The 15033-nt window shown below is 63.4% G+C and carries 10 protein-coding genes and 1 tRNA gene; 3 read left to right on the top strand and 8 right to left on the bottom strand.

Annotated features, from left to right (window positions below):
* Positions 1 to 31: 31 nt before the first annotated feature.
* Complete coding sequence (locus CUTER_RS00055) at positions 32 to 1360, top strand: ISL3 family transposase (protein ID WP_236684704.1); 1329 nt, start codon at positions 32 to 34, stop codon at positions 1358 to 1360.
* Between the two features lie 149 nt (positions 1361 to 1509).
* On the opposite strand, the gene CUTER_RS11475 is transcribed toward CUTER_RS00055, so the two are convergent.
* Both CUTER_RS11475 and CUTER_RS00045 read right to left on the bottom strand, forming a co-directional pair.
* Entirely contained in the window at positions 1510 to 5382 is a 3873-nt protein-coding gene (locus tag CUTER_RS11475) for an Ig-like domain-containing protein (protein ID WP_047258711.1), read from the bottom strand.
* 405 nt (positions 5383 to 5787) lie between these two features.
* Positions 5788 to 5860, bottom strand: a tRNA-Ala gene (locus CUTER_RS00045).
* A gap of 185 nt (positions 5861 to 6045) precedes the next feature.
* Here CUTER_RS00045 and CUTER_RS00040 point away from each other — a divergent pair.
* A complete protein-coding gene (locus CUTER_RS00040; protein ID WP_052843947.1) occupies positions 6046 to 6513 on the top strand; it encodes a LytTR family DNA-binding domain-containing protein in 468 nt (155 codons plus the stop codon).
* A 2-nt stretch (positions 6514 to 6515) separates the two neighbouring features.
* Entirely contained in the window at positions 6516 to 6974 is a 459-nt protein-coding gene (locus CUTER_RS00035; RefSeq protein ID WP_047258710.1) for a DUF3021 domain-containing protein, read from the top strand.
* 18 nt (positions 6975 to 6992) lie between these two features.
* Here CUTER_RS00035 and CUTER_RS00030 read toward each other — a convergent pair whose 3' ends face one another.
* From CUTER_RS00030 to dnaA, 6 genes are all read right to left on the bottom strand, one after another.
* Positions 6993 to 7316 (bottom strand): hypothetical protein, encoded by a 324-nt coding sequence (locus CUTER_RS00030; RefSeq protein ID WP_236684726.1) that lies wholly within the window; start codon positions 7314 to 7316, stop codon positions 6993 to 6995.
* Positions 7317 to 7355: 39 nt separating this feature from the next.
* Positions 7356 to 9455: a DNA topoisomerase (ATP-hydrolyzing) subunit B gene (gene gyrB / locus CUTER_RS00025; protein WP_047258709.1), complete on the bottom strand. Its 2100-nt coding sequence runs from the start codon at positions 9453 to 9455 to the stop codon at positions 7356 to 7358.
* Between the two features lie 121 nt (positions 9456 to 9576).
* A complete protein-coding gene (locus tag CUTER_RS11995; protein ID WP_169747315.1) occupies positions 9577 to 10206 on the bottom strand; it encodes a DciA family protein in 630 nt (209 codons plus the stop codon).
* A 10-nt stretch (positions 10207 to 10216) separates the two neighbouring features.
* Positions 10217 to 11407 carry a DNA replication/repair protein RecF gene (gene recF / locus CUTER_RS00015; protein WP_047258708.1) on the bottom strand — a complete coding sequence of 397 codons (1191 nt, stop codon included), beginning with the start codon at positions 11405 to 11407 and terminating at the stop codon, positions 10217 to 10219.
* Positions 11408 to 11424: 17 nt separating this feature from the next.
* Entirely contained in the window at positions 11425 to 12612 is a 1188-nt protein-coding gene (gene dnaN, locus CUTER_RS00010) for a DNA polymerase III subunit beta (protein ID WP_047258707.1), read from the bottom strand.
* Positions 12613 to 13377: 765 nt separating this feature from the next.
* Positions 13378 to 15033: a chromosomal replication initiator protein DnaA gene (dnaA, locus tag CUTER_RS00005; RefSeq protein ID WP_047258706.1), complete on the bottom strand. Its 1656-nt coding sequence runs from the start codon at positions 15031 to 15033 to the stop codon at positions 13378 to 13380.

The raw sequence follows: 15033 nt of genomic DNA, 5'->3' as shown, positions 1-15033 counted from the left end.
CTCACCAATCCTGAAACGAAGGCCTCGACCCATGTCCGATCCTACAACCAACCCCCAGCAGGCCATCAACCTCGACCCCGCCGGTTACTGTAAGCGATGCGACGACCTCGTCGGACTAGACGGGGTGCACGTCCTTAGCGTCCACGACCGCGACGAGTACCGGGAAATCACGGTCGAATCCGATCCCACACCACGGGCGTGCCCCGACTGTCACGGCCCAGGCGCCGCCCATGGGCGGGTACCCGTAACGCTGGTAGACATTCCCTCTTTCGGTAGGCCGGTGAGGATCTGCTGGCTCAAGCGCCGGTATACCTGCCCCGCACCCGGCTGTGCACGCACGACCTTCGTCGAGCACAATCCCACGGTTGCGCTGCCACGCCAGCGCATAACGGTGCGCGTGGTCGCCTGGGCGTTAGAACAACTACGCCGGGAGCACGCCACCATTAATTCCCTTGCCCGGCAGTTATCAACTGCCTGGTCCACCGTATGGAAGCCGGTCAAGGCTGCTCTTGAGGCCTTAGCTGCTGACCCCACACGCTTCGACGGGGTCAGCGCACTAGGAGTAGATGAGCACATCTGGCACCACACATGCCGCAGCAAACGCGGCCCGAAGGAATTTACGGGGATGGTGGATCTTAGCCGCGATGACCACGGCAAGGTCAAAGCTAGGCTTCTTGACCTGGTCCCAGGACGCTCAGCCAGCGTGCTCGCTGGCTGGCTACGGCAACGAGGGGAGGGTTTTCGTTCCCGGGTGGATATCGCCGCGTTGGATCCGTTCGCCGGGTACAAGCGAGCCATTGATGACACCCTCGACGACGCCACCGCCGTGTTGGATGCTTTCCATGTCGTCAAGCTGGCGGTCACTGCTGTCGATGATGTCCGACGCAGGTTGTGGCAACATATCACCGGCCATCGCGGCAGAAGCGGAGATCCGTTGTACGGCATTCGTACCATTGTGCGTTGTGATCCTCGTCGGCTCACTGAGCGTCAGTGGCAACGCTTTGATGCGGCTATCGCCGCCGATCCGCGTCACGAGGAGTTGTTTATTGCCTGGCAGGCGGCGCATGCCCTGCGGGCGGCGTATCACGAACCGGATATGGCTGCAGGCCGGCGGGCGGCGTGTGAAGCGTTGCGGAGTCTGCCGTCATGTCCGATACCGGAGATGGCCCGGTTAGGCAGAACGTTGCGTAGGTGGAAGGATGCCTTTTTGGCGTACTGGGACACCGCGCGCAGTAACAATGGTGGCACGGAAGCGATCAATGGGCTGATCGAGCTTCATCGCCGCCTGGCAAGAGGGTTTCGCAACCGTGACAACTACCGTCTACGGATGCTGTTGATCGCCGGGGGGCTACGCCTGTGACCCACACTCAAACACGAAGAGCCCCATAAGCAGGGACAACGCGGCAAATAGTAAAGAAAGTAAGCAGTTGTAAGGCCCCGGCACCTCACAACTCTTAGCGTGGTGGCCCACCCGGCAAAAACGCTAGCGTCCCGCCGGGTGGGTAGCAGTTAGAAGCGGCCGAGGAAGCCCCACGCGGAGCTACCGAAAACCACACCACCCTCCTCGCTGCCAGACCCGGTAGTGCTACCGGAACCACCAACAAACTGGGCGAAGAACCCACAGATCACACCGAACACACCCTGGATCGCCTGGGTGCCGAGCAGAATCGGCTGAGCCAACAAGGCCAGCAACGACCCCACACCCACCGAGCTACCCACAGCCGGAACCACAGCAGCGGACGAGCCATTCCCCGCGTCAGACGACCCCACCGGCACGCTGGAACCCTGCGCCGGGGCGCTGGACTGCTCAGCAGAAGAGCTCCCACCAGCCGGGGCAGGTGCAGGTGCAGGTGCGGGAACACCCGGCAGGCTAGAACCCCACGCCGGCAGAGTCAACCCCGGTAACGAGGAACCACCGGCAGACGATGCACCCTGCTCGCCATCAGACGAACCACCCGGGATCACACCAGCGGTGTGATCGGCATCATCACCGGCAAGCGACGAGCTACCCGAACCTGAACCACCGCCGAGGAGGTTACCAATAGCAGCGACAATGGTCGCCAGGGTATCCCCACTGAACAGCCCGGAACTCAGCAGCCCAGAGAAGATAGGATCCTCAACCGGCTCGGGCTTCGGCTCGGGCTTGGGTTCAGGCTTCGGTTCGGGCTTCGGGGCCGGCTCCGGGTTGAGATCCGGATACTTGGCCTCAACACCGTTCGGCTCATCACCAACCCACGACGCACCCTGCTCATCCGCCACCGGCTTCGGCTCAGGCTTCGGTTCGGGCTTCGGGGCCGGCTCCGGGTTGAGATCCGGATACTTGGCCTCAACACCGTTCGGCTCATCACCAACCCACGACGCACCCTGCTCATCCGCCACCGGCTTCGGCTCAGGCTTCGGTTCGGGCTTCGGGGCCGGCTCCGGGTTGAGATCCGGATACTTGGCCTCAACACCGTTCGGCTCATCACCAACCCACGACGCACCCTGCTCATCCGGGGTGAGGTCCACGGTGTTATTCGGGTAGTCATTCGGCTCGGCACCAAATCCGTCGGGCAGCGGGCCGGTTTCGACGGTGCCGCCGTCTTCGACGAAGTCACCGAACTCAGCCTCGTCCGAAGCTGCCGGATCAGGAAGATCCTCGCCAACGAAACCATCAGGCAACGGACCAGTCTCCACCGGACCGCCAGACTCAGTCTCACCAGCAAGCGGATCAAAATCACCGAACTCAGCATCGGTGTGCGTCACCCCACCGAGGGACTCATCCGTGGACTCAATGACCTCACCACCAGTGACAGTCTCACCAGCCAACGGATCAAAATCACCGAACTCAGCATCGGTGTGCGTCACCCCACCGAGGGACTCATCCGTGGACTCAATGACCTCACCACCGGTTTCGAAGAAGTCTTCGTACTTGGCATCTTCGGTGGCCGCTGGGTCCGGGATGTCATCGGCCTCGAACCCATCGGGGAGTTCTCCAGTGAGAGCTGTATTCGGGATGACTGTCATGCTGACCGGATCACGGAACGGACTCTCCACCGTCACCGACTCACCCGGAATCAACGCCCCCTCCGGCACCGGCAACGTCCACGTCCCATTATCAGCAACCACCACAGTCGCCGACTCACCATTCGGGAAGCCCACCGTCAACTCAACACCAGGCTCACCCTTACCAGTGATGAACTCATCACCATCATCCACCGGATTCACGGACGTCGGAACCGCCGGATCCAAGGCAGGATCATCATTCTCCCCCACCTTGACCTCCACCGGATCACGGAACGGACTCTCCACCGTCACCGACTCACCCGGAATCAACGCCCCCTCCGGCACCGGCAACGTCCACGTCCCATTATCAGCAACCACCACAGTCGCCGACTCACCATTCGGGAAGCCCACCGTCAACTCAACACCAGGCTCACCCTTACCAGTGATGACCTCATCACCATCATCCACCGGATTCACGGACGTCGGAACCGCCGGATCCAAGGCAGGATCATCATTCTCCCCCACCTTGACCTCCACCGGATCACGGAACGGACTCTCCACCGTCACCGACTCACCCGGAATCAACGCCCCCTCCGGCACCGGCAACGTCCACGTCCCATTATCAGCAACCACCACAGTCGCCGACTCACCATTCGGGAAGCCCACCGTCAACTCAACACCAGGCTCACCCTTACCAGTGATGACCTCATCACCATCATCCACCGGATTCACGGACGTCGGAACCGCCGGATCCAAGGCAGGATCATCATTCTCCCCCACCTTGACCTCCACCGGATCACGGAACGGACTCTCCACCGTCACCGACTCACCCGGAATCAACGCCCCCTCCGGCACCGGCAACGTCCACGTCCCATTATCAGCAACCACCACAGTCGCCGACTCACCATTCGGGAAGCCCACCGTCAACTCAACACCAGGCTCACCCTTACCAGTGATGACCTCATCACCATCATCCACCGGATTCACCGACGTCGGAACCGCCGGATCCAAGGCAGGATCATCATTCTTTCCGACATTGACGCTCTGCGGATCATGATAGGGAACACTCACAGAGACTTGTTCCCCCTCCTTGACAGGATGCTCAGAGCCGATTGGTGTAGACCATTCGCCACCATCGCCTACTTCAACTTCTACTGATCCACGACCGGGCAGCTCTACTGTGACTGTGGTTCCGGGTATACCTGTACCGGTCACAACTTCGTCCCCCTCATCGACCGGATTCAGAGTAGGTGCCGGAGGAACGGACGAGTCATTATAAGGATCGGTATTGGCCGCATCCTCATCGGCGTTGGAAGCCTTATCTCCATCGATGTCATTGTCCGAGCGATCCGGATCCTTGTCGCCATCGGTGTCCCGCAGAACAGTTATCTTGACGGGATCGTGGTTGAAGGAACCGTCCGGGTTAGGGGTTTTGATGGTTACGTCGTATTCCTTGCTGGTCTCCCGTGGTACGGTATCGCTCCAATTATCCACTCGCGGAGTCCCCTCCAGCGATTCATCCACCAGAGAGATCCCGGTAGGCGGAGTTCCAATCAGAGTGGCCCCAGTCCCAAGGTTGGTGACCTCGATCGGTTGACCTTCGAGTACCACCAAGTCCTTGACCCGGTCCTCAGCCGTATCCTTAGGCTTTTCGGGCTCCGGATCACTTAAAACGTCAGAGATATTTTCATCCACCTGCCCCTTGTTCGGATCATCCTGCTTATCTCCGACATAGAACCGGGAAATACTTACGTTCCAGGAATTATCGGGAAAGACTACAACGACCGGAATGTTTCGAACACTACCGTCCTTCGGATGAATCAGACCCGTACCGATAGGACCGACTTCACCGGTAGTTTTATCAACCTGGGGAGCGTTTCCCGCCGAGGCGCCGCCCGGGCCACCAAACCAGCCGATCCAGCTTCCGTCGATGTTTTGCTCCCAGTTCAGGCCATATACATTGTTCTCCACATTGGCGAGTCCTTGAGGGGAGGAGAAGCGGGCGCCGCTCGCCAGGAAGAACCGAGTGCCAGGCGGAAGCTCCGAGAAATTCGAGACGTTCGAACTGACTTTTTTATTTCTCGACGTATAGGCGGTTTCATATTCGGCCTGATATTTAGTCGACATGGAACCGGGACGATTCCAGTTGTCCATGCCACCGACCTGGCCCAACTCTCCCAGGTGCGGCGCTGCCGGGTTCGCGTTGGGTGCGATCACGGCCGAGGCCACGCTCACCATCCCTTCAGGACCCACGAGCTGCAGGGTTCCGGTGGCGGCGAGGGCGGCGGCGGTCCCGAGGGCGATCTGGCGACGGGACAGGAGGGGCACGTTGAGGCCGCTCATGGCAAGGGCGGCGGCGTTGCGGTTGAGACGAGACGGCTTCTGGTGCTTGGCCATAAGAAAGTCCTTTGACGAGGAAACGACAGTTCAAGCGCCACGGTACACCCGGCTCCAAGCCGTTTCCACTTGATCTTCAGGTTATTTTCAGCTACATCGCCCCCCCCCGAAAAAATGAACCCTACATTAAATCCATACTAAATCCCCTGCTAGAACATTTACTTATTTCAAACAACCTAAATGTACACGGGGGTAGTGATTCGGTACCTGTCACGTACCGGCCTCGCTGCTTTGGCCAGGCGTTCCAACCTTCGGCTGCCTCCTGGCCCATCCACCCTGGGTCGCCTCCGCACGCACAGTCGCGCTCTCGGCCCTGGCGCACTCCTGCCCCATGGTCCCTGCTGCCTCGAAGGCTCATAGCAAAGCAGGCCAGCAACCTGACGGCTGCTGGCCTGCTTCGACGTGTGGAGCATAGGGGAATCGAACCCCTGACCTTCGCATTGCGAACGCGACGCTCTACCAACTGAGCTAATGCCCCGCGCATGTGTGAATCTACTCCTTGCCGCTGGCAAAGAAAAATCGCCACCCGGCCGCGTCGTAGGCCCAGCCAAACAACCACTTAGCCGCCTGCCGGAACCGCATAGCCCGGCACGCTTGCTCGGCTGCTTCCCTCCCGGTGTACTGAAAACCAGCAGGACATCATCGCTTCCCGGGAGGGCCACCATGAAGATCACGACCCACATCGACTCCTCGCTTGCGGAGGCCGTCGTCGATATTTTCTCTCCTGATTCCCGCCAGGCGTTACGCCTCCACGCGGCCGTCGCGGCGGCCGAACACCCCGGTGCTGCGGTCTTGGTCGGCACCCGTGGCACTGACGCCACCATCCTTGACCCTACGGACGTCCTGCGCTTCCACACCCGCGGTAAACACGTCTACGCCCACACCGCTGACGGGCAGTGGCGCATCAAGCCCCGGCTGAAGGACGTGCACCACTGGGTAGAAGCCCACCCCTTCGTCCAGATCAACCAATCCGAAATCGTCAATCTTCGCCACGTCACCCGCCTCGACCTGTCCTTGGCGGGCACCATCCAGCTCCGGTTAAGCGATTCGACGCTGTGCTACGTCTCGCGGCGCTCGCTGTCCGCTGTGAAGAAGGCCCTCGGCCTCACCACCACTGAAAGGAATGATTAGCCATGAAGATTCTCACCAAGGCCCTAGTGGGCGCCACCATCGGCATCACCGTGGGTGTGCTGTTGGAGCTGGTCTTTTCCGCCCTCGCCGGTGGGGAATTCCTCCCCGGCACAGCCAGTTTCCTCAATCAATTCGACAACATCCACGTGGCCGTCGCCATCGAGCGGGCCATTTACGCCGCTATCGGCGCAGTTCACATGCTGTCCGGCGTTATCTTCCAGCGCCCGCTCTCGCTCGCCACGTCAACGGCGCTGCACTTCGCACTCATCGTGTCAACGGTCATCGTGCCGGCGCTGTATCTGCGGTGGATTCCCGGCGGCTGGGCCATCGTAGGGCTCATCCTCATGGTCGCCGCCATCTATGTGGTCATCTGGGTCGCGATGTGGCTGCGGACCCGGGCGGGCGTCGCCGCTGCCAATGACGCCTTAGCAAAGAAGGGGCAAGCGCCGGCGTCGGCCTAGGACGGGCAGCACCAGCAGCTACCGCCCTTCGAGGTTCTCCCAGCTCAAGGCAACCTCGAAGGGCTTCAGTGCCTCGTAGGCGGCGTCGGTGCCGTAGAAGATGCCGTCGGCGACGTCCTGGCCGCCGGAGATGATCTCGAGTTCCACCACGCCGGGAGCGGATAGCGTCCGTCGCACTGCCCACCCGCCGCGGCCGCGCACGCCGGCGTCGTCCGCCGGCAACGCGGCGAGAAACGCGTCGACCGCGCCGCGGGCCGCCTCGCCAGTCACGCGCAGCCGTACCGTGGCGGTGTCGCGGCATTTACCCCACAGCCAGTCGTAATCCATCCGGTAGCGGCCCACCAGCAGTGCCTCCCCTTTCCCGCAGCCAGCGGTGAAGCGTTAGACGTCGAGGAAGCGGACGTCCTTGGCCTTGCGGGTAATGAAGGATCGGCGGGCGGCGACGTCGTCTCCCATGAGGATGGAGAAGAGTTCATCGGCCCGCTGGGCGTCGATGAGCTCCGCCTTACGCAAGATACGCGTCTCCGGGTTGAGGGTGGTCTCCCACAGCTCGCTGGGGTTCATCTCGCCGAGGCCCTTGTAACGCTGGATGCCGTCGTCGGTGTTGATCTTGCGCCCGGCGTTGAGACCTTCCTCCAGCAGCTGGTCGCGTTCGGCGTCGGAGTAGGCGTAGCCCGGCTCGCCCTTGGCCCACTTGAGCTTGTACAGCGGCGGGTTGGCGAGGTAGACGTGGCCGTCCTCGATGAGCTCCGGCATGAAGCGGAACACCAGGGTCAGCAAGAGGGTGGCGATGTGCTGGCCGTCGACGTCGGCATCGGCCATGAGCACGAACTTGTGGTAGCGCAGCTTGGAGATGTCGAACTCGTCGTGGATGCCCGTGCCCAGGGCGGTGATGATCGCCTGGACCTCGTTGTTCTTGAGCACCTTGTCCATGCGGGCTTTTTCCACGTTGAGGATCTTGCCGCGGATCGGCAAGATGGCCTGGTACATGGAGTCCCGCCCCTGCTTGGCGGAACCACCGGCGGAGTCACCCTCCACGATGAACAGTTCGGCCTGCTTGGGGTCCTTCGTGCGGCAGTCGGCGAGCTTGCCGGGCAGGCCGCCGATGTCCGTGGCGGACTTCCGCCGCACCAGGTCGCGGGCCTTGCGCGCCGCGATGCGGGCCTGGGACGACGCGACCGCCTTGTTGATGACCGCCTTGGCCTCCGCCGGGTTAGCGTCGAACCAGAAGGACAGGTGCTCGTTGACCGCGCGCTGGACGAAGGACTTGATCTCGGTGTTGCCGAGCTTCGTCTTCGTCTGGCCTTCGAACTGCGGGTCCGCCACCTTCACCGAGATGATGCCGGCCAGGCCCTCGCGGCAGTCGTCGCCGGTGAGGTTCGGGTCCTTGTCCTTGATGAGCTTGTGGTCCCGGGCGTAGCGGTTCATCAGGGAGGTCAGCGCGGCGCGGAAGCCTTCCTCGTGGGTGCCGCCCTCGTGGGTGTTAATGGTGTTCGCGAAGGTGTGGACGGACTCCTTGAAGCTCGTGTTCCACTGCAACGCGATCTCCACCTCGTGTTCCTCGCCCTTGGCTTCCAGGGAGATGATCGACGGGTGGACTACGGTCTTGCCCTTGTTGATGTGGTTGACGTAATCGACCAAACCGTCCGGGTAGTGGTACACCACCTTCTTTTCCCGCTTCGGTGCCGGCGCGCGATCAGCGAGGTCGACGACGTCGGCCTCCGCCGGCGCGCTACCTTCGAGGGCGGTGTCGTCGAAAGAATCCCCGTCGATGATTTCGGCGGTGTCGCCCTGCTCGGCGAGCGCGTCGAGTTCGAGCTGCTCCTGCGTCACCCGCTTATCGGTCAGCTCAATGGTCAGGCCCTTGTTAAGAAACGCCATCTCCTGCAGGCGCTTAGCGATCGTGTCGAAATCGAACTCCGTCGTTTCGAAGATCTCGGGGTCCGGCCAGAACCGCTGGGACGTGCCGGTACCCCGGGCGTTGCCGCCCTCCACCAGCTCCTCGGGGACCGCGTTGTTGAAGTTCTGGTACCAGTGCTTCCCGTCGCGCTTAATGTGGGTTTCCACGCGCGTCGACAAGGCGTTGACCACCGAAATACCCACGCCGTGCAGGCCGCCAGAGACCGCGTAAGACTCGGAATCGAACTTGCCGCCCGCGTGCAGCTGGGTCATGACCACCTGGACGGTTGGCGCGCCGGAGGCGTGCATATCGACGGGGATACCGCGGCCGTTATCGACCACCTCGATGCCGCCGTCCTCCAGGATGCTCACCGACACCTTATCCGCGTAGCCGGCCATGGCTTCGTCGACGGAATTGTCCACGACCTCCCACACCAGGTGGTGTAGGCCACGGGAACCCGTGGACCCGATGTACATACCGGGGCGTTTACGAACGGCCTCCAGTCCCTCGAGAATGGTGATGGATGAGGCATCGTAGTGTGATTCCGTGGTAGCCACGCTCTGGGCACTCCCTTGGGTCATGACGTGAAATTAGGTTATAGACCGCTCCATTCTACACCGCCCGCCCTCTCACCCCACAGTGGCCGTCGGTGCGTGTAAGAGGCCTTTCCGCGCGGCTGACAGCGTTTCCCCTGGTCGCTCGTTAACCGTACGTGTCTCGCGGACCACGGCCCTTGACGTGCAGCGGCCCCTTGCGCCAGCTGGGCGCCTTCGGGCCGTAGAACTTCAGCTGAGTGATGAGCCCGTCGCCCACCTTCTCCGCGATGGTGCGCAGGATCTTCGCCTGCATGTACTTGAGGTTCGTTGCCCACGACGTCGACGAACACGTCACGAACACCGTGCCCTCCTTAATCATCTCCACCCGGGTGTGCGCCGCGATCTGCGGGCCGACGAGCTCCTCCCACCGGCTCGACACCCACCCCTCGGCGAGTTCCTTCTCCCAGCCGCGGTTGCGGATCTCCCGACCCACCACCGTGCCGAAGCGCGGCACCTCCAACGGCCGGCGACGCCGGCGACCATCCGGGCCGGCCATCATCCACTCCCGCCGGCTCTTTACTGGCTCGCGTTCTGGCAGGTCAAGACCTGGCACCGTAGGTGTCGTCCCGGTCGGTGTCGTCCCGGCGAGCGTGGGCCGCGGCACCGAGCGCCGGGGAACAACGACCCGCCCACCGGGCTGCTGGGGCAGGCGCACGCCGCGCTTTTTTGCGACCGTCTCCAGATTGTGGCGGGCAAGGTCAACGAGATCGATCACCGGCTCAGGCTCGTCGCTCATTGCTGCCTTCCTACGCCAGGTAGGAGACGCGACCATCGTCGTCGTCTCGGGTTTCGACGGTGAATCGGGTCACCTCGGTGTCGCCGAGGTTTCCGGGCACATCATCGCCGACGGCGGCCGTGATGAGCACCTGCTCGGCCTCGGCGGCGACGGCCACCAGCTTCTCGCGCCGACGCGCGTCGAGCTCGGCGAACACGTCGTCGAGCACCAGCACCGGATCCGACCCGGCCGCACCTTTGAGCAGCTCATACTCGGCCAGCCGCAGCGCCAGGGCGAACGACCACGTCTCCCCGTGGCTGGCGAATCCCTTCGCCGGCTGCTCGCCCAGGTTGAGCAGCAGATCGTCGCGGTGCGGGCCGACGAGCGACAGCCCGCGATCAATCTCCTTCGCCCGCTTGCGCCCCAGCTCGGTGAGCATCGCCGCCTCGATGACCTCGGTGGTGATGGCGTCACTCTCGCCGACCAGTTCCACCACCGCCTGCTCCACGCTGGACTTGTAGCGCACCGACGCCACCCGCGACTCCGGGGCAATCGCCGCGTATGCGCCGCTTAGGGCCTCGGATAATTCGGCAAGGACGGCCAGCCGGGCCGCCGTCACCTGCGCGCCGAGGGCCGCGAGCTGGCCATCCCACACGTCGAGGGTGGTCAGAGCCGAGGCGCCGTCGGCGTCGTCGTAGCCCCGCCGCAGCGCCTGACCGGCAGTTTTCAGCAACGCGCCGCGCTGCTTAAGCACCCGGTCGTAGTCCGCCTTCACCCCGGCCAGGCGCGGGGTGCGGGCAGCGATGAGCGCGTCAAGGTAGCGGCGTCGCTCCACTGGCTCGCCGCGCACGAGGGCGAGGTCCTCCGGGGCGAAGAGCACCGAGTGCGTGACCCCCAGCAGCTCCCGTGGGGACTTCAAGCGGGTGCGGTTGATCTGGGCGATGTTCGCGGCGTGCGGTTTGATGAGCAGGTGCGAGCTCAGCTCCCGGCCGCGGTTGATCGTCGTCGCGGAGATCCGCGCGCTCGCAGCGCCGGCGCGCACCAGCGGCGCGTCGTGGGACACCCGGTGAGAACCCAGGTGGGCCAGGTAACCCACGGCCTCAACGATGTTGGTCTTGCCGAAACCGTTGCGGCCCACGAACAGCGTCACCCCGGGGGTGAGCTCTAAGTGCAACTCTGGCCAGGACCGGAAGTCCCGAAGGTCTAGCTCGCTGAGGTACACGGTGCTCGCCGGCCGGCCTAACCGGGAAGGCGCACCGGCATGAGCAGGTACGTGAAGTGGGTCTCGGGGCTGGGGAAGCTACCGTCGGCGCCGGCCGTGGGCATTTCTTCCGGTTCCGGGATGAGGATGGCCGGGCGCGACGGCTCGGTGAAACCGAACACCACCCGATCGCTGCGCAGCGCCTTGAGCCCGTCCTTGAGGTAGCTCGGATTGAACGCGGTGAGGAACGTGTCGCGTCCGACGAAAGCCGCCGGGATGCTCTCTTCGGCGTGGGCGGAGTCGGTGCCACCGGCAGAGACCACCAGCTCCTTCTCGCTGAACTCCATCCGGATCTGGGCGTTGCGATCCGTGACCAGCGACACGCGCCGGATGACGTCCTGGAGCTCGGCGATGTCCACCGTGGCGATAGCCGTGTGGGACTTCGGGATGAGCGGGGTGATGTTGGGGAAGTCCGCGTCCAGCATCCGGGTGGTGGTCTGGCGATCGTCCATCTGCAGGCCAAACAGGCCCTCGGCGCCGATGGATTCGCCGGTGCCGACGGAAATCTTCACGGGGTCCGGCGAGGACGGGTTGAGCGCGCCGGCGTTTTCCTGCAAGGACTTCGCCGGGATGAGCAGATCCGCGGACACACCAGGCGAGGACGGCTCCCACTCCAGGGTGCGCACCGCCAGCCGGAAACGGTCGGTGGCCGCGAGCCGGATCTTCTCACCGTCGATCTTCATGTTGATGCCGGTGAGCATCGGCAGGGTGTCATCCCGCCCGGCGGCGGCGGACACCTGGTCGATGGCCTCCGCCAGCAACGACGGCGTCACCGTGCCCGTCACCTCAGGCATGTCCGGGAGCTTCGGGTAGTCGTCGAGCGGGATCGTCGGCAGCTCGAAGTGCGCGGAACCGCACTTAAGCAGCGCTTTCGATCCCTTGACCTTGAGTTCCACCGGCTTCTTCGGCAGGTTTTTCACGATGTCCGCGATGAGCCGGCCGGCGACGGCGAAACAGCCTTCGTCATCGACCTCCGCCGGGACGCGGGTGCGGGTGGAAATCTCGTAATCGAAGCCGGCGAGTTCCAGGCCGGCAGCGTCGGCTGTGATGACCATGGCCCGCAGGACCGGTTGCGCCGCCTTCGACGGCAGGCTCCGGGCAACCCACGCCACGGCACTTTCAAACTCTTCGTACGCGACGCGGAATGACACCGACTGCGACTCCATGATGGTTGTCTTCCTCCCTGACGGCCACCGCGCAGACGCCTTCCGGCGGCGCGATCTTTTGTAACTACAAAAACCAACCTACCGCAGGACCGGGGCAACGACGGACTGCCCATCCCTCACTAGTCGCCGGGAAGCGAAGGGCCCTTGGCCGCGTCGACGGCCCGTCGTGGCCGGCCGCCGGGCCCTCTTTGTGGCGTTGCTCGGCCGCTTCCCGGACGGCGGGCGCCGGATCGGTTGTCCCCACGCCCCGTCTTTTATCAGGAGTGAATGACAAGAAATTTGGTAATAGCAGTAGGTGGGGTGGAACTTGTGGAAGAACGGCCGTTGGGGCAGGACATCGCCAAAAATGTTATTCGTTCCGGGGCTGTGGGAAGCTTGTGGATAACTCCCGCTTCCTGTGGATAAATTTCGGCCCTGTCGCGGTCTCCACAGCCCCTCCTGGTTTATCCCCCGCCCATCCACAGTTCGCCCCGGGTTATCCACAGCCTATTGTCGCAGGTCAGCGCGGTGTGCCGGGCGGCGAAAAGGCGGGCCGCGCGGGGCGGTGGGAGCTTCCCGGAGGCACGGCGGCAGGGCGGCGAGTGGCCGTAGAAAGGCCGCGAGCGGGCGAAAAGTGTGTCCAAAATCACGCAATTACAAGGCTGTAATTACACAGATGTGGAGAGGATTGTGGAGGATCCACCCGTCAGATATGGTCGCCTCGACGCCTGGCGACGCCCGAAGACGCCTGGCGGCCGCTCCCCCGGCGCCCGCCGCACTCACCACCTAGCGGCGGTGGTTTTTGATCATCTGCGTGAGATGGTGGACCTCGTCGTAGGTCTCGTGGTTCTCGGTCATCTCCTGGGTGATCTTGGTGTGCGAATACATGACCGTCGTGTGGTCACGCCCACCAAACTCCTGGCCAATCTTGGGCAGGGACAACTCGGTGAGCTCCCGGCACAGGTACATCGCCAGCTGACGCGGGTGCACCTCCTGGCGCTTGCGACCCTTACCAATGAGCGTGTCGATGTCGAGATGGAAGTAGTCCGCCACCGCTTCCTTAATGAGCGCCGGGGTGATCTCCACGTTGTCGTCGCCCGAGAGCAGGTCGCGCAGCGCCACCTCCGCAACCTCCACGGTGACCGGGAGGTTGGCCAGCGATGCATACGCGGTGACCCGCAACAGGTTGCCCTCCAACTCACGCACGGAGGTGTCGAAGTGGGAGGCGATCATCTCCAGCACCCGACGATCGACCTGGTTGCCGTCGGCGGCGGCCTTCTTCTCCAGGATGGCGATGCGGGTCTCCAAGTCCGGCGGCTGAATATCCGTGATGAGACCGCCTTCGAAGCGGGTACGCAGCCGATCCTCCAGCGTGGTCAGCTCCTTCGGCGGCCGGTCCGAGCTGAGAATGATCTGCTTATCAGCCTGGTGCAGCGCGTTGAAGGTATGGAAGAACTCCTCCTGGGTGCCTTCCTTACCTTCGAGGAACTGGATGTCATCAACCATGAGAATGTCCAGGTTGCGGTAGCGCCGCTTGAACGCCTCCTGCCGGTCATCTCGCACCGAGTTGATGTAGTCGTTGGTGAACTCCTCGCTGGAGACGTACTTCACCCGCAAGCCCGGCTGCAGCTCCTTGGCGTAGTTGCCGGCGGCGTGGAGCAGGTGCGTCTTGCCCAGGCCGGACCCACCCCAGATGAACAGCGGGTTATAAGCCCGGGCGGGGGCCTCCGCGACGGCGACGGCGGCGCCGTTGGCGAAGCGGTTCGACGAACCGATGACGAAGGATTCGAAGGTGTACTTCGGGTTAAGCGAGGTCTCCCGGTTCGGGTCGTGCGCCGGCTTCTCCCGGGGGATGCGCTGCGGCGCGGGGGCCGTCGGATGCGCCGTGCGACGACGCTGTTCCTGCTGGTTACGGTGCTGCTCAGCGAGCTCTTCCAAGTTCATGGGAAGCTGCTCGCCCGGCTGGTAGGGACCCCGGGGTGGGATCGGGTCTTCGATAGGTTGCGGCGTTCGACCACGCGGCGCTGGCTGCGGCGACGGATCCGTCGGCCGCGGGCTGGCCGGGCGCGAGTTTGGCGCCGCTGGCGGTGCCGGATGCGGAGCCTGGACGGTATGCGCCGTCTGTGCTGGCTGGGCGGGGGCAGGTGTGGAATCCGCCCGCGAGGTGGTCACCGCCAGCGTGCACGGCTGCCCGGTGCGTTGTGCCATCACCGAGGTGATGTGGGCGGACAGCTCATTTTCGATGACGCTCTTGGCGTGGTTATCGGGGACGGACAGCACCATGTAGCCATCGACGATGAGCATCGGACTCGCCAGCTTGAGGAACACCTGCTGGGCGTAGTTGAGGGTGGGAATCGAGGATTCGGGACGGTTGGCCTGTGTCAAAATCTCGGCGACGACTTCATTCCACGTGGTGGTGTAGTCGATGCTGTGGTCAGTCAC

Source organism: Corynebacterium uterequi, assembly GCF_001021065.1.
Classification (GTDB): Bacteria; Actinomycetota; Actinomycetes; order Mycobacteriales; family Mycobacteriaceae; genus Corynebacterium; species Corynebacterium uterequi.
The sequence above is the reverse complement of the archived record's forward strand: the minus strand, read 5'-3'. Positions and strand labels throughout refer to the sequence as shown.